Below are 15,875 nucleotides of genomic sequence, written 5' to 3'. Positions count from 1 at the left end.
TCGATTCTTCACTGCGAACCCGGGAGGATTTTGGATGCGTGTACTTGCGAAAACTACCTACATTCTGACGACCGCGGCGTTTTTATCGCTCGGCGCTGCCTATACGGCTTCGGCCAATGAAGACCTTGCAAAGCTCGCATCGGATGCGAAGAACTGGGCGATGCAGACGGGTGACTACGCCAACACCCGCTATTCCAAACTCAACCAGATCACTGCCGACAATGTGAAGAACCTGCAGGTCAAATGGAGCTTTTCCACCGGCGTGCTGCGCGGTCACGAAGGCGGGCCGCTGGTCATCGGCGACGTGATGTATGTCCACACGCCTTTCCCAAACAACGTCTATGCTCTGGACCTCAAGAATGACGGCAAGATCCTGTGGAAATACGAGCCCAAGCAGGACACGAACGTCATTCCGATCATGTGCTGCGACACGGTCAATCGCGGTGTTGCCTATGGCGACGGCAAGATCATTCTCAACCAGGCCGACACCACCGTCGTCGCGCTCGATGCCAAGACCGGCAAGGTCGTCTGGTCTGTCAAGAACGGAGACCAGACCGACGGCGGAAAGGGCGAATCCGGCACGTCGGCACCCGTAGTCATCAAGGACAAGGTGCTCGTGGGCGTCTCCGGTGCTGAATTCGGTGTTCGCGGCTGGCTGGCCGCCTACAATCTGAAAGACGGCAAGCTCGCCTGGAAAGCCTATTCGGAAGGTCCTGATGCAGACACCCTTCTCGATCCCGAGAAGACCACCCATCTCGGCAAGCCTGTCGGAAAAGATTCCGGCACGAACACCTGGGAAGGCGAACAGTGGAAGACGGGCGGCGGCACGACATGGGGATGGTATTCCTATGATCCCAAGCTGAACCTGGTCTATTACGGCACCGGCAATCCCTCGACGTGGAACCCGGTCCAGCGCCCAGGCGACAATCGCTGGTCCATGACAATCATGGCTCGCGATGCGGATACCGGTGTTGCCAAATGGCTCTACCAAATGACCCCGCATGATGAGTGGGACTATGACGGCATCAACGAGATGATTCTCGTCGATGGCATGGAGGTCAACGGCGCCAAGCACGACGTGCTGGTGCATTTCGACCGCAACGGCTTTGCCTACACAATGGATCGAGCCACCGGCGAACTTCTCGTCGCCAAGAAATACGATCCGGCAGTGAACTGGGCGACGGAAGTCAACATGGATCCCAAGAGCGACCAGTATGGCCGCCCGCAGGTCGTCGCCAAGTATTCGACCCAGCAGAACGGCGAAGACACCAACTCGACCGGTATCTGCCCGGCCGCGCTTGGAACCAAGGACCAGCAGCCGGCTGCCTACTCGCCGAAGACCGGGTTGTTCTACGTGCCGACCAACCATGTCTGCATGGACTATGAGCCTTACAAAGTGAGCTACACCGCCGGTCAGCCCTATGTGGGCGCCACCGTGTCGATGTATGCGGCGCCCGGCGGTGACGGCAACATGGGCAACTTCATTGCCTGGGATGCAGCCAAGGGTGAGATCGTCTGGTCGAAGCCCGAGCAGTTCTCGGTGTGGTCGGGCGCATTGGCGACAGATGGCGACGTCGTCTTCTACGGTACCCTCGAAGGCTACATCAAGGCGGTCGATAAGGACGGCAAGGAACTTTACAAGTTCAAGACCCCGTCCGGCATCATCGGCAACATCACGACCTATGAGCATGACGGCAAGCAGTACGTCGCCGTTCTGTCCGGCGTCGGTGGATGGGCGGGTATCGGTCTGGCAGGGGGGCTGCTTTCGCCCGATAACGCCGCTGCCTGGCATGGCGCCGTCGATCAGGGCCGTGCGCAGGGCGACGAGACCGCGGTCGTTGGAACCGCTGGTCTGGGTGCCGTCGGCGGTTACGCGGCACTTGCCGACTATACGACGCTGGGCGGCCAGCTCACCGTCTTCGGCCTCCCGGACTGATAACCGGGAAGAGCCTTACGACTAGGTTCGAAAACGAGAGCCCGGGTCACCCGAAGCCGGGAACCGGGCTCTCGATTGCGCGCCCACCCAACACCGATTAATGCCGAGCACGACGGCAGCCAGTGTCCCTGGCAAATGAAGGAAGAGTCTGAATGATCGTTCGCATTGCAGTTTCCGCTCTCGCCCTGGTCCTGCTGCCTCTGGCCAGCTCAAGTCTGGTACGGGCCGAAGACAGCATGGAGAAAGCCAAGGCGGTGAAGCAAGAAGGAGGCAAATATTTAGATGCGGACGGAAATCCGACCTACAAGATCGAAAACGGAACCGTCGATTGGTACACCTTCAGCGGGTACCGCCGGTATCACTCAGATTGCCATGTCTGTCACGGACAGGACGCCACAGGTTCGAGCTATGCGCCTGCCCTAGCTAATAGCCTGAAGAACATGGATTACGCCACGTTCCTGTCGATCGTCGCCGAGGGCCGCAAGAATGTCGGCGGCGGCAAGGAAAACGTCATGCCTGCCTTTGGCGACAACAAGAACGTCTATTGTTACCTTGACGATCTCTACGTCTATCTGCGCGCGCGCGCCGATGGCGCGGCACCCCGCGGCAGGCCGCCCAAGCACGAAAACAAGGCTCAGGCAGCCAAGGATGCCGAAGCATCCTGCATGGGTGGATGATATGACCGGCTGCACTGCATCGAAGCTGCGCGTCGTTCTGCCGATCCTCGGCGCGCTCGCCTTGCTGCCGTCGAATGTTCTGGCGCAAAATGCCGGGCTTGGCGCTGCGGGCGAACTGGTCGATCCCGACATTCTGCGCGTCTGCGCCGATCCCTCGAACATGCCCTTTACCGACAAGAACGGCCAAGGCTTCGAAAACAAGCTGGCTGAACTGGTTGCCAAGAAGACGGGTCGGAAATCAGTCGCTTACACGTGGTTTCCCACTGTCACCGGCTTTGTGCGCAACACGCTGGGGGCCAATCGATGCGACATCATCATGGGCTACGCCCAAGGCGATGAACTGGTGCAGAACACCAACGCCTACTACCGCTCCGCCTATGTGCTCGTATACCCCAAAGGCAACGGCATGGAAGGCATCGAGACGATCGAAGACCCGAAACTTTCCGGCAAGAGAATCGGCGTCGTCGAAAGCACGCCGCCAACCGCCAACATGGCCGCCAACAAGCTTCTGCGGACCGCCAAGATCTACCCGCTGGCGGTGGATACGCGCGTCACCCCTTCCATGGGGGAGGTCATGATCAAGGACATGCTCGCCGGCAAGATCGACGCGGCGGTCCTGTGGGGGCCGATGGCGGGTTACTATGCCAGGGAACTCGGAGCCGACGTCACCATTGTTCCGCTGCTGAAGGAAAAAACCGGCTCGCGCATGTCTTATCGCATCACCATGGGCGTACGTCCGTCCGACCAGGAATGGAAACGGACGCTCAACCGGGTGATCAGGGAAAACCAGGCGGAGATCACCAAGCTTCTGCTGGGTTACAACGTGCCGCTGATCGACGAGCACGACAATCCGATCACGCAATAGTCGGGATGGGTCAGGAGGAGGAAAAACCTACGCGATGAACAATTGAAGAGAAGACTACAGCTACTTTCGATAGTTTTGTTTTTCGGTCTTTCAAAACCTTGCGTTCATTTGTCCATTTTGAGAACGTGATGGACGAGCCATTGCTTCGGTGCCCTGCAATGGTTGGCTAACCACCGGATCGGCCCCTTCGGGCTGGTAGAAGAGGAGAAATGTTATGAAGAAGAGCTGGACTAAACCGACCATGTGTCAGGTTGCTGCGGGCTTTGAAATTTCGCGCTATCTGCCTGCTGAAATTACTCCCAAGAAGTAGGCCGCAGAGGTGCGTGTCCCTGGCAACAGGGGCACGCATCCCCTTGCCGTATGGGATTTTCGTGAAAGAGTTTGAGGCGCGCAAAGTGGGCGGGCCGTTTTTTGCGGCTGCAAATTGGCTGTTGGTCAGAGAAGCCGCGGGGCGGGCGTTTTCATGCGCTTGAAAATCATCGGATCGGCGGCCGGCGGCGGCTTTCCGCAATGGAACTGCAATTATCGTCTGAGCCGTGCGGCTCGCTCCGGGGTAGCTGGTGTGCATTCACGAACCCAATCGAGTGTCGCCGCGTCGGCGGATGGGCTTGGCTGGGTTCTGTTCAACGCCTCGCCCGACATTCGCCAGCAGATCGCGGCAACGCCTGAATTGCAGCCCGCGCACGATGCGCCGCTGCGCTCGACACCTATTCGCGCGGTGGTGCTGACCAATGCCGATGTCGATCATGTGGCCGGCCTGCTCAGCCTGCGTGAGAGGCAGCCTTTCGCTATCTATGCAACGACACAGGTTCTGGCGACGCTGAAGGCGAATTCGATTTTCAATGTCCTCGATCCGGCGCTCGTGCCGCGACGCATCTTGCCGCCGGCGCAAGAACTGTCGATCTGCGACGCAGACGGCCACGACACCGGGGTGGCTGTCGAGAGCTTTCCCGTGCCCGGGAAGATAGCCCTCTATCTCGAAGAAAGAGGCCAGCCGGATGCCAATTTCAGCTCCGATGCCGGCGACACGATCGGCGTCCGTATCGCCGGTGCCGGCAGTCGCGGCTCCGTCTTCTACATCCCCGGCTGCGCCCGCATCGATGCGACCCTGCGCACGCGTCTAGCCGATGCCGCATGCCTTCTGTTCGACGGCACGGTCTTCGCCGACGACGAGATGATTGCTGCCGGCGTCGGCCAAAAGACCGGTGCGCGCATGGGGCATCTGGCAATGTCGGGAGACGCAGGGTCGATCGCCGGCTTGGCCGATGTGAGGATTGGCCGCCGTGTCTTCGTCCACATCAACAACACCAATCCTGTTCTGGACGAGAATTCTGCCGAGCATGCAGCAGTCGAAGCGGCTGGCTGGGAAGTGGCCCGCGACGGGATGGAGATGGACCTTTGAGTGATTTCCACGACGCAGCCAGCAACGGCCTGTCCTCAAGCGAGCTCGAAGCCGTGCTGCGGCAGGTCGGTGCCGAGCGCTATCACAACCGCCATCCTTTCCATCACAGGATGACCAGCGGTGCGCTGTCGAGGACCGAGATGCAGGCCTGGGCGCTGAACCGCTATTGCTATCAGGCTGTCATTCCGCGCAAGGACGCCATGATCCTCGCTCATGCCGAGGATCCGGCGTTTCGCGCCGCCTGGCGCAAACGCATCGAGGATCATGACGGCGAGGACGGCTGGAGCGGCGGTATTGCGCGCTGGTTGCACCTGGCGACCTCGCTCGGTCTCGATGCCGACGCGGTGAAGAGCGAGAGGCTGGCCCTGCCGGCGACACGTTTTGCGGTTGGCGCTTACCTCTCCTTTTGCACGAACCGGACCCTGCTGGAGGCGGTCGCGTCGTCGCTGACCGAGATGTTCTCGCCGCTCATCATCGGCGAGCGGGTACCCGCGATGCTGGCCAGATACGATTATATCACCAAGGACACGCTGGCCTATTTCACCCGACGGCCCGAACAGGCCTCGCGCGACGCCGACTTCGCCCTCGCCTATGTGCTCGAACGTGCCGACACGGCAGAACGCCAGCAGCAGGCGATCGATGCACTGGTGTTCAAATGCGATATACTCTGGGCCATGCTCGACGCGCTTCAACACGCCTATGGCGAGCCGGGCAATATCCCGCCCGGCGCCTTCCGCCCGGAGGCAACCCAATGATGGCACTGCGCGAAAGAGCCATAGTGTCGCTGCAGTCGGTTCCATCGCTGCCGAAGCACGTGCGCATACAGTATGACCCCGTGCGCCAGGCGTTCGCCGTGCTGTCGCCCGAAAAGGTGTTCTGGCCAAACGACATCAGCCTCGACATATTGCGCCGCTGCGATGGGCGGTCCACGGTCGGCCACATCATTGCCGGCCTTGCCGCAGATTATGATGCCGAACAGGAGGCTGTGGCAGCCGATGTCATCGCCTTCCTGCAGGAATGGTCTGACAAGCTGCTGGTGAAGCTATGAGCGAGCCCCCTCTCCCCCCGATCGGCATGCTTGCGGAACTGACGCATCGCTGCCCGCTGCAATGCCCCTATTGCTCCAATCCGCTCGAATTGCTGAAGGCTAATTGCGAACTCGACACGCAGAGCTGGCTCGACTTGTTCTCGCAGGCGGCCGACCTTGGCGTTCTCCAGGTGCATCTGTCCGGCGGTGAACCGACGCTGCGTCGCGATCTCGAGCAATTGATCGCCGGGCTTTCGGCGCGCGGCGTCTACACCAACCTGATCACCGCCGGTGTCGGCATTGCGGATGGCCGCATCGAGGCATTTGCCGAAGCCGGGCTCGACCATCTGCAACTGAGCTTTCAAGGTGCACGGCCGGCGACCACCGAGCGCATCGGCAATCACAGGGGCAGCCACGAAAAGAAGCTGGAAACGGCACGCCGCACTCGCGCGGCCGGCTTGCCGCTTACCATCAACGCGCCGATCCATCGCCACAATATCGAGGAGGTACCGGAATTCATCGATCTGGCCCTTTCGCTGGGTGCGGAGCGTCTCGAGATCGCCAACGTGCAGTACGCCGGCTGGGCGCTGACCAATCGCGATCAACTGATGCCCGAGCGTGCTGCCGTCGACCGCCAGGCGGAGATCGTCGCGGCGGCGCGCGAACGGCTCACCGGCATCATGAACATCGATTTCGTCACGCCGGATTATTTCGCCATCTATCCCAAGCCGTGCATGGGCGGCTGGGCGCGCGACGCCTTCATGGTGACGCCAGACGGCACCGTACTGCCATGCCATGCCGCCCAGACCATACCGTCGCTCGGCTTCGAGCGTTTTGGATCAGGCAGCCTGGCCGCGATCTGGACCGATTCCCCGGCATTTAATGCCTTTCGAGGCACGGACTGGATGCAGGAGCCCTGCCGCAACTGTGAGCGGCGCGAGATCGACTGGGGCGGCTGTCGCTGCCAGGCGATGGCAATCGCCGGCGATGCCGCCGCGACGGACCCGGCTTGCGCGAAATCGCCGATCCATGCGCGCATGGCAATGCTGATCGACGAGGCCCAGCGCGCTGCGACGGTTCCTTCGAAGGACGAACCATTCGTCTACCGGCGCATCGGCGTCGTCACCGAGCCCGCCTGACTGCCGACCTATTCCTACGGCCTACCCTCGTGAAAGCCGTTCGGCATGCCACGTCATATGGTCATGCATGAATGTCGAAATGAAAAAATAGGAGTGATCGTATTCGTCCTGCATCCGCAATTTCAACGGAATGCCTGCCTTGGAGCAGGCGTCTTCGAGCAGCCAAGGCCTGAGGCCCTCCTGGAGGAAACCGTCTGACGTTCCCTGATCGACCAGGAATTCCGGGAAACGGTGTCCATCCTCGATGAGCGAAGTGGCATCGTAGCGCCGCCACGAGGCCTCATCCAGGCCGAGATATTTTTCGAAAGCCGGCTTCGACCAGCCGGCTGTGCTTGGCTGCACGATCGGCGCAAAGGCCGAGCAACTTCTGAAACGCGCGGGATTGTTCAGTGCGATCGTCAGCGCGCCATGCCCGCCCATCGAATGGCCGAAGATCGACTGGCGCGCCATATCGGCGGGAAATTCGCGCCCGATCACGGCTGGCAGCTCCTCGACGATATAGGAATACATGCGATAGTTCTTGGCATACGGCTCTTGCGTCGCGTCGAGGTAGAAACCGGCGCCGCTGCCGAACTGCCAATTGTCCTTTTCATCCGGAATGTCGGCACCACGCGGGCTGGTGTCGGGACAGACAACGATCAAGCCAAGTTCGGCGGCAATACGTCTGTATTCGCCTTTTTCCATTACATTCGCATGGGTGCAGCTGAGCCCGGAGAGGTACCACACCACGGGGCAACGGCTTTCCCGTGCCTGCGGAGGCACGAAAATGGCAAACGTCATTTCGCACGAGCAGCTCGTCGAAAGATGAGAGTAAACATGCTGGGCGCCGCCATGCGACTTGGCAGTCGAGACGAGTTTCGGGTGCTCTGGCATATATTCTTCTCCACCAATTTAACCGCCGACCGTAGGCTCTACGACATCAAGGGTGATCGCGGCAACCTTGGTGGGCCGGCTGGCGCGCGGGGCTCTTGATCGGAGCCGGGATGGCCTGCCTTCGCCGACCTTCTTGGCGCAGCAAGGCGCGAGAGGCCACTCGGTGGCGCAGCGTTGCCCAGCAAGCCATACGGGCCAGGCTGGGCGATTGTTGACGATGCTGGCTATAACAAGGACGCAGTCACTGCGCAGGCATCGGCGATGCTTCCGGGACGCCGAACTCTGCGCAAATGCACTTGCCCTGGCTTTCAGTGGCGACAGCCGCTTCGACGCGGCTATGGCGGACGAGCACGCACGCGTCATCGCGTGGGCTCGCAGCAAGCGCGCCAGGGTACCGAGCAAGAACTTGTGAGCCGACGGCTATTCCCGACCGTCGAAAGCCACGGACAGGCCCAGGGCCTAGAAATAGCCGAGTATGGATTTTACCTCGAGATACTCCAACATGCCCTCGATCCCATATTCGCGTCCGTTTCCGGACTGCTTGAAACCGCCAAACGGGGCGTGCGGATCCCAGGCCGGGTAGTTGAGATGCACCTGACCGGAGCGGATCCGCGAGGCCACGTCCCTGACGGCGTCCACATCCTGGCCCTGCACATGGGCCCCCAGACCGTAGACCGTGTCGTTGGCGATGGTGACGGCCTCCTCGATTGTGTCGTAGGGGATGATGCAGAGAACTGGCCCGAAGACCTCTTCCTGGGCAATGCGCATGGTCGTGCGCACGTCGGAAAAGATGGTCGGCCTCACATAGAACCCGACGTTCAGATCGTGCGCACGGCCCGGTCCGCCGGTGAGAAGCCTGGCGCCCTCAGAAATGCCGACGCCGATCATGGTTTGGATGCGGTCGAATTGGGCACGGTTTGCGATTGCACCATGAGTTGTGGCTTCGCAAAGCGGATCGCCAATGACGATCTGGGCTGCGGCCCTTTTGGCGATTGCCTCGATCTCGGAGAGCAGCGCGCGTGGCACGATCATGCGCGTCGGGGCGCTGCATGACTGGCCGAGATTGCGGAAGGCGGCGGCTACGCCCAGAGAAACGGCGCGATCGAGATCTGCGTCCGGCAGGATCACGTTCGGCGACTTGCCGCCGAGCTCCTGCGCGACACGCTTGACCGTCGTCGCTGCCGCCTGGGCCACCGCAATGCCCGCGCGGGTGGACCCGGTAATGGAGATCATGTCGACATCCGGATGGGAGGCGAGACCCATACCCACGCCTGGACCATCACCTTGCAGGAGGTTGAAAACCCCGGCAGGGAAGCCGGCTTCCTCGATTGCCTCGGCGAACAGCAGGGCGTCCAAGGGAGAAAGCTCACTCGGCTTCAGCACGACCGTGCAGCCTGCAGCGAGCGCCGGCGAAACCTTGGCGGTGATCTGGTAAAGTGGCCAGTTCCACGGAGTGATCAAGGCACAGACACCGATCGGTTCGTGGGTGACGGCGGTTTGCCCCCGTTGCTTGACGAAGCGAAAGTCTGTCAGCACATCGCGAGCGACCTTAACATGCGTGATCGCCAGCGGCACCTGGGCGCTGCGCGCATAGCCGATCGCCGCGCCCATTTCGAGGCTCAGGCATTGAGCCAGCAGTTCGCCGCGCGCCTCGAGCAGCGCTTGCAGGCGATCGAGCAGACCCGCGCGGTCTTCTGGCGTGGTCCGACTCCAGGAGGCGAATGCCCTGCGAGCCGCTGCAACGGCCGCGTCAACGTCCTCGCCATTTCCTAGCGGAAACTGGCTCACAACCTCTTCTGTGGCGGGATTGACGACGACGCCCGTCGCGGTGCCGCTCGGCTCAACCCATTGACCGTCGAAGAAGAACTTGTCCAGGTGGCCGTTGCGGGCCAGGTGTTCGAGGGGCGTCATCACCCTACAAGGTCCTTCATGCGGTAATAGGCGCCGAGAATCGGTAGGAACCAGGGGCGCCCGAAATAACCGGGGATCGCTGGCCAGTCGAAATCCTTCCAGGGATTGAGCTCGGGGCGCCCGTCCATGACGTCGGCCATGATGGTGCCCATCAACGTCGACATCTGGGTCCCGTGTCCGCTATAGCCCATCGAGTAATAGATGCCATCGCGCTCTCCGGCGCGCGGCAGGCGATCGCGGGTCATATCGACCATGCCGCCCCAGCAGTAGTCGATGCTGGTGCCGGCCAGTTCCGGAAAGACCTCGACCATCGCCGCCTTGAGTATCCGGCCGCTTTTTTCGTCGGATTGAGGGTTGGACACGGCAAAGCGCGCCCTCCCGCCGAACAGAAGGCGATTGTCCGGCGTGAGCCGCCAGTAGACAACGAGATTGCGCGTGTCGACGACCATGCGCCCAGTCGGCATGAGACGCCTAAGGTGGTCGGGCGACAGCGGCTCGGTCACGATCAGAAATGCGCCGACCGGGATCATGCGCCGGCGGATCCAGCCGAGCGGGCCAACCTGGGAAATGCCGCTTGCCAACAGGACCTGCCGCGCGACGATCTTGCCCTTTGGCGTCGTTACCTCATGCACGCCTGAAACCTTGCGCATCGCCATGACGGGCGAGCGTTCATGGACCTCTGCGCCACGCCGGGCAGCGGCGGTCGCGAGGCCCCGGACGAACCGGCCGACATGCATGCCCGCGCTCTTGGGAAAGAGCAGCCCGCCATGGTAGCGGTTGGTGCCGACTTCGGTTCGCAGGTCCTCACGCGCAATCATCCTGGTGTCGGGATCGACATTGGCAGCCAGTAGTTCCTGGCTGCGCGCCAGCACGTCGTAGTGCTCGGGCTTGGCGGCAAGCTTGAGCTTGCCGACGCGGGAGAAGCTGCAGTCGATCTTCTCTTCCTGCACCAGCCGCTCGACCATATCGACGCCGGTGTCAAAAGCCTTGTAGAGCGCATTTGCGGCCGGCTTGCCGTGCTTGCCAGCCATGATTGCATAGTTCTGGGCAAAGCCGTTGTTGCACATGCCGCCATTGCGGCCGGACGCGGCATTGCCGATCGTTTCGGCCTCCAACATGGCAACCCGGGCGCCCTTTTTGGCAAGGGCCAGCGCGGCGGAGGAGCCGGTCAAGCCGCCGCCCACAATCGCCACGTCGTAGTGGCCTTCGAGCGGTCTGGACGACCCTTCATTGAACGGCTGAGACGTATCCAGCCAGTAAGAGGTAAACTTCATTTTCTTGACCACCAGTGTTGATTGAGTGGGGCGACATCCGAGCGTAGTCGCGCGCCTACCAGCCGCGCATCCGCTCCCAACGCGCTTCAATCTTGGGGCTGTCCCCGTTGACAACGCTGTAGAAATCATGCTGGGCGGCCATCGCACACGCATGGTTGGGCAGAATGCGGACCCGAGTCCCGAGCGGCAACTCGGGCATGGACTTTCCAGAGCCGGCACGAATGGCGAGAATACCGTGTTCCTGGCTGGCCTGGGCCACGATCACATCTTCAAGCACCCGCCCCTTTTCGTCGCAGACCACGCCGTAACCCTGGTCGATCTGCTGGTTTGCGGTTCCCCGGTCGCGCGAAAGCGCCATCCATCCAGCGTCAACCAGCACCCATCCCTTTTCCGGCTTGGACCCGATCACCGTGGCCAATACGGAAATCGCGATGTCGTCGAGTTCGCACACCCCAACGCCGTGCTGGACCAGGTCGAAGAACATGTAGACCCCGGCGCGCAGCTCCGTGACCCCCTCAAGATTGCTGGCGAAATGCGCTGTCGGCGTTGAGCCGACGCTGACGATCGGGCAGGCATGGCCATGGGCGCGCAGGATTTCAGCGGCGCGCACCGTGGCTGAACGCTCGTTCTCGCCTGCCTTGACCAGCGCATCGGGCGTGTTCAAGCCATAGGATTCGCCTGCATGGGCGAGAACGCCGACGAGTTTGGCACTGGCCGCGACGACACTGCCGGCCACGTCGAGCAACTTCGGGTCGTCTGGCCTCAAGCCACCGCGATGGTCATCGCAGTCCAGTTCGATGAAAACAGATGGGGTCATACCGGTGGCTTCGCGGACGCTGGCCAGGGCATCGGCCTGCCCGACCGAATCGAGCAACAGCTTCACATCAGCGCCGGTGCGGCGACAAAGCTCCATGGCCCGCTTGGCCGAGGCCGGCGAGATGCCGACCGCGTAGGTCATGTCTCGAAAGCCATGGCCCGCGAAATACTCTGCCTCGGCGATGGTCGAGACCGTGATCGGACCGCGTTCGTGATGGAACGCGTATCGGGCGACATCGATGCTCTTGGCCGTCTTCATATGCGGGCGCAGCACCACGCCAAGCTTCCTGGCGCGCTCAGCCAGACCCTTGATGTTGCGCTCGAGCCGCCCACGGTCGAGAAGCAGCGCCGGGGTGACCAAGGCGTCGATCGTCCTAGCCGTCTCGCTCACCGCCAGGTTTGCCGCCATCTTATTCATAGTCTCGTTTCCTAAGTGAACGACTGGTTTGCCAACGCATACATATGGGCTGGCCCCTCGGCGACGGGTCGTTGTCCTTTGACCATGGCGGTCGCAGTGCCGGACCGCTGCAGGCCAAGGCTCGCAAGCCAGTCGCCCAATCCATCCTCGGCATAGACGTCGATGCGAACGAATTGATTGTGAAGCTTCGAAAGCTGGGCCAGGATCAGAAGCCGCGCGTCGTGGTCGCTCTCGGCTGCACAAGGGCCGACGACATAGCCGCGGCCAAACCTCCTCGCGACAGCGTAGCCTGCAATCCGTCCCCTGCGCTCAATGACCAATGCGTTGCCCACATCGGCGAGCGCAGCCACCATCGGCAGCCGGGGCATGCCCGTGGCCCGTTCGTCGAAGGCCTGGATTGCCGCGAGGTCAGAGGCTGTCGCTTGACGGATGTCGTCGCGGGTACTCCGCGTCACGGCGACAGCCAGCGAGCCCTGGTGCTGAAGCACCGTGCCCCAGGCAGTGAAGCCGCGTCGCTTGTAGAGCGCCAGCCCCTCCTCGGTTGAGTTGAGCAGCAGGTTGCGACCGTGTGTCGCCTCAAGCAATCCATCAAAGAGCCGGGCGCCGTTGCCACCGCCTTGCGCGGACCCAGTAACTATGATCATCCCGGCCGAGGCATAGGACTGTCCGTAATACCAGGACATGGCCGTGCCAATCACCTGTCCTGCCCGCTCAAGGACCAGGCCATTGCCGACCATCAGGGCAAATTCCCAATCCTCCTGACGGTAGGGCCAGGCGATCTCCTGCGACAGCTTCAGTGCGCCCGGCAAATGGCGGGTTTCCAATTTCATCAGCTCGATCGGGGCGCTGACGACATCTCTGTCATGCTCAAAAGCCATAAGGTGCAACGCTGTCAGTTGATCCAGAATCGGATTGAAGTCGGATCTTAGAGTCGCGCCCGGCGGACAGATTTCGCTGCTGTTTTGCCCCTGCAAATCAGCGGTATTATTCGTTTTATGCAGTTCCTCGGCATGCCAAATCGTGCAAATCGGGCGAGGAATACCTGGCACCTTGAATCGCCGCTTCGTGGTTGCCCGCGATCGCCGATGCCCAGGAGGAATTTTGGATGATCTACATCAGCGAAGAGGAGACAGCCGACCTCGTCACGCATGAACTTGCTTTCGAGGCGGCGCGCGAGGCTCTCGTGGCGGCAGCATCGCGGCAGAGCTGGGTCTTTCCGGCCGTTCTCGGGCGCACACAGGAGGTGACCAATACCTTCTCAATCAAATCCGGTTCGTCGGGCGAGCTGACCGGCGTGAAAATTGGCTCCTTCTGGTCGGGCAACCCGACACGTGGCCTTCCCCGCCACAACTCGACCATCGTGCTGCTCGATCAGCATACAGGTCGGCTCGGCGCCGTAGTCGAGGCCGGGAAGGTCAACGCCTACAGGACGGCCGCCGCCGACGCGGTTGCGGCCGATCTTCTTGCGCGCAAGCAAGCCAAGGTTCTGGCGATCTTCGGGGCCGGCAACCAGGCGAGCTTCGAAGTGATGGCGCTGGCACGCATCCGCCCAATCGAAACCGTGCTGGTCGTGGCCCGGCCTTCGCCGCGGCGCGACGCTTTTGTCGATCAGATCGGCGAAAGGGGACTGAAGGCGCGCGCTGCCTTGCCGGAAGAAGCCGTGCGCACGGCCGACATCGTGGTGACGGCGACACCCGCACGCGAACCGCTGTTCGATGCCGCTTGGGTGGGACCCGGAACCCATATCGTCAGCATCGGGTCGGATGCTCCGGGTAAACGCGAATTGCCGAGCGAATTATTTCCGAAGGCACGTCTGTTTTGTGATCTGCTTTCCCAGTCCGTCCAGATCGGCGAGTTCCAATACGTGCGCGACGAAATCGACGCCGGCGTGCTCGCGGTAACACCAATCGGCGACGTTATTGAAAGGCGTGCGCTCGGCCGCCGCTTCGACAATGAGATCACGGTCTTCGACAGTTCCGGCATCTCCCTGCAGGACCTCTACATGGCCGACGCGCTGATCCGCGCAAAGGCGTCCCACCGCTGATCAGTTTCGCACCAGGCCCAGTCCCGACGGATTTTTCGACACTCTCCGGCAACAAGGTGACCTCGCGCGATCCTGCAGTCGTGTCAGCGGCGGGCGCGCCAAAGGGTTGCCCGCATGAACCACGGATCGCCCCGGATGTCGGCGACTAGCGTCTGGCGCGCCAGAAGGCGATACGGTCCTGCAACCGATAGCCCTGGATAATCGCCGGCATGAACCACGGATTGCCACGATAGAGCGGGACGGCCGAAGGCGGTCGAAAGTCGAACGCAGTGCGCGACTGCTCGCCATGCCCCATCAACTTGTGGGCCGCACGCATGCCAATCCATGGCGCCCAGACCACGCCCGAACCGCAGAAGCCGGAGGCATAGACCACACCGCCCTTCTCGAAGATGCGGGGCAGCATGTCTCGGTTCATCGCCACGTTGCCGAACCAGCAATGCGAAAGGCGCACGTTCTCCAACTCCGGGAAAAGGTTCACCAGGCCCTTGCGAAGGAGAAGTTTCGGCGCCGCCGGATCGCCGACGCGGGAACTGTCACGGCCCCCCAGCAGGATACGTTTCCCGTCGGGCGAGGGACGATAATAGAAACCGAGTTGCCGGTTCTCGGTGATCGTCATCAGCTTCGGCATCAGCCGCGCCATGATATCGCGCGCAAGTTCTTCGGTCACGATGATCCGGCTGCGAACCGGAACCAGGCGGCGGCGCAGGAAGGGAGCGGCGCCGTCGGTATAGCCGTTGGTACAGACCAGAACCTGCCGTGCATCCACCGTCCCTGCCGAAGTCGCGACACGGAACCCCGAACCGTTCCTCTCGATCGACTTGACCACTGTATGCGAATGAACCGTCAACCCGGATGCGAGCGCCACCCGCAGGAGCTCAGCATGGAATTTTGCGGGGTGCAGCCCGCCAATGTCCATCCGAACAGTCCCGCCGCGGTAGAAGTCGGTGCCGATATAATTTCGCTGCTCGGCATGCGGAACCGCGTAGGACTCGATCCCCAGTTTCTTCGCCAGCGTCTCGGCGCCCCGTGCCATCTTCTCATACTGTTCATATCCGAAAGCGCCTTTGAACTGGCCAACCAGTCGGAAGTCGCAGTCGAGCCCTTCGGTCTTGATGAAGTCGTAGAGGAATTCGCGTGCGACCTTGCCCTCGGCCTCGATCGCCATGGCCTTCTCTTCCCCAAAGCGCCGGGTGATCGTGGCATAGTCCGGCCGGATGGTCCCGCTCGTAATCCCGCCGTTGCGGGTGGAAGCACCCTCGCCCGGATTCATCGCATCAAAGGCTGCGACCGAGCGTCCTTCGCGCGCCAGCGCAAGCCCGGCCGAAAGCCCGGCATAACCGGCGCCGACAATTGCCACGTCAAGGTTCTTTGCGACCGGCTGCCGCGGCAGCGGCATGACGGGCGCTGCTTCCCACCAGTAGGGTGTGTTCTTGTCGGCGATATGAGGCTCTTGCACGTGGCTGACTTCTCGCTGCATTGCAGGGGTAATCTAC

15 protein-coding genes are annotated in these 15,875 nt (G+C 61.8%); 9 read left to right on the top strand and 6 right to left on the bottom strand.

The features are described 5' to 3' along the window. The first annotated feature begins 160 nt into the window (after positions 1-160). From NKJ55_RS15510 to pqqE, 8 genes are all read left to right on the top strand, one after another. On the top strand, positions 161-1,936 hold the full coding sequence (locus NKJ55_RS15510) for a methanol/ethanol family PQQ-dependent dehydrogenase (RefSeq protein WP_502894471.1): 1,776 nt from the start codon (positions 161-163) through the stop codon (positions 1,934-1,936). Between the two features lie 152 nt (positions 1,937-2,088). Then, complete coding sequence (locus NKJ55_RS15505; protein WP_023678824.1) at positions 2,089-2,613, top strand: c-type cytochrome, methanol metabolism-related; 525 nt, start codon at positions 2,089-2,091, stop codon at positions 2,611-2,613. A 1-nt stretch (position 2,614) separates the two neighbouring features. Next, positions 2,615-3,478 carry a substrate-binding domain-containing protein gene (locus NKJ55_RS15500; protein WP_352450664.1) on the top strand — a complete coding sequence of 288 codons (864 nt, stop codon included), beginning with the start codon at positions 2,615-2,617 and terminating at the stop codon, positions 3,476-3,478. A gap of 214 nt (positions 3,479-3,692) precedes the next feature. Further along, positions 3,693-3,788, top strand: a complete 96-nt coding sequence (locus NKJ55_RS15495) for a pyrroloquinoline quinone precursor peptide PqqA (protein ID WP_101918690.1) — start codon at positions 3,693-3,695, stop codon at positions 3,786-3,788. 153 nt (positions 3,789-3,941) lie between these two features. Then, on the top strand, positions 3,942-4,880 hold the full coding sequence (pqqB, locus tag NKJ55_RS15490) for a pyrroloquinoline quinone biosynthesis protein PqqB (protein ID WP_352450663.1): 939 nt from the start codon (positions 3,942-3,944) through the stop codon (positions 4,878-4,880). Next, complete coding sequence (gene pqqC, locus NKJ55_RS15485; RefSeq protein WP_352450662.1) at positions 4,877-5,635, top strand: pyrroloquinoline-quinone synthase PqqC; 759 nt, start codon at positions 4,877-4,879, stop codon at positions 5,633-5,635. The genes pqqB and pqqC overlap by 4 nt, the downstream gene beginning before the upstream one ends. Next, on the top strand, positions 5,632-5,928 hold the full coding sequence (gene pqqD, locus NKJ55_RS15480) for a pyrroloquinoline quinone biosynthesis peptide chaperone PqqD (protein ID WP_352450661.1): 297 nt from the start codon (positions 5,632-5,634) through the stop codon (positions 5,926-5,928). The genes pqqC and pqqD overlap by 4 nt, the downstream gene beginning before the upstream one ends. Beyond that, a complete protein-coding gene (gene pqqE / locus NKJ55_RS15475; protein ID WP_352450660.1) occupies positions 5,925-7,046 on the top strand; it encodes a pyrroloquinoline quinone biosynthesis protein PqqE in 1,122 nt (373 codons plus the stop codon). Before pqqD ends, pqqE begins: the two co-directional genes overlap by 4 nt. Positions 7,047-7,067: 21 nt before the next feature. On the opposite strand, the gene fghA is transcribed toward pqqE, so the two are convergent. From fghA to NKJ55_RS15450, 5 genes are all read right to left on the bottom strand, one after another. After that, positions 7,068-7,919, bottom strand: a complete 852-nt coding sequence (gene fghA / locus NKJ55_RS15470) for an S-formylglutathione hydrolase (protein ID WP_352450659.1) — start codon at positions 7,917-7,919, stop codon at positions 7,068-7,070. 459 nt (positions 7,920-8,378) lie between these two features. After that, positions 8,379-9,833: an aldehyde dehydrogenase family protein gene (locus NKJ55_RS15465; RefSeq protein ID WP_352450658.1), complete on the bottom strand. Its 1,455-nt coding sequence runs from the start codon at positions 9,831-9,833 to the stop codon at positions 8,379-8,381. Beyond that, positions 9,830-11,104, bottom strand: coding sequence for an NAD(P)/FAD-dependent oxidoreductase (locus NKJ55_RS15460; protein WP_352450657.1), 1,275 nt, complete (start codon positions 11,102-11,104; stop codon positions 9,830-9,832). The genes NKJ55_RS15465 and NKJ55_RS15460 overlap by 4 nt, the downstream gene beginning before the upstream one ends. A gap of 55 nt (positions 11,105-11,159) precedes the next feature. Next, positions 11,160-12,338: an alanine racemase gene (locus NKJ55_RS15455; RefSeq protein ID WP_352450656.1), complete on the bottom strand. Its 1,179-nt coding sequence runs from the start codon at positions 12,336-12,338 to the stop codon at positions 11,160-11,162. Positions 12,339-12,349: 11 nt separating this feature from the next. Further along, positions 12,350-13,387 (bottom strand): GNAT family N-acetyltransferase, encoded by a 1,038-nt coding sequence (locus NKJ55_RS15450; RefSeq protein WP_352450655.1) that lies wholly within the window; start codon positions 13,385-13,387, stop codon positions 12,350-12,352. A gap of 56 nt (positions 13,388-13,443) precedes the next feature. Between NKJ55_RS15450 and NKJ55_RS15445 the strand changes: the two genes are divergently transcribed. After that, positions 13,444-14,382: an ornithine cyclodeaminase family protein gene (locus NKJ55_RS15445; RefSeq protein ID WP_352450654.1), complete on the top strand. Its 939-nt coding sequence runs from the start codon at positions 13,444-13,446 to the stop codon at positions 14,380-14,382. Positions 14,383-14,527: 145 nt separating this feature from the next. Here NKJ55_RS15445 and NKJ55_RS15440 read toward each other — a convergent pair whose 3' ends face one another. Next, the gene (locus NKJ55_RS15440; RefSeq protein ID WP_502904483.1) at positions 14,528-15,859 is read right to left on the bottom strand and encodes an NAD(P)/FAD-dependent oxidoreductase; all 1,332 of its coding nucleotides are present in this window, start codon (positions 15,857-15,859) and stop codon (positions 14,528-14,530) included. Positions 15,860-15,875: the final 16 nt, after the last annotated feature.

The sequence above is a fragment of the Mesorhizobium sp. M0106 genome, assembly GCF_040322715.1.
In the GTDB taxonomy this organism is placed as follows: Bacteria; Pseudomonadota; Alphaproteobacteria; order Rhizobiales; family Rhizobiaceae; genus Mesorhizobium.
This window is presented reverse-complemented; position numbering and strand designations above follow the sequence as displayed.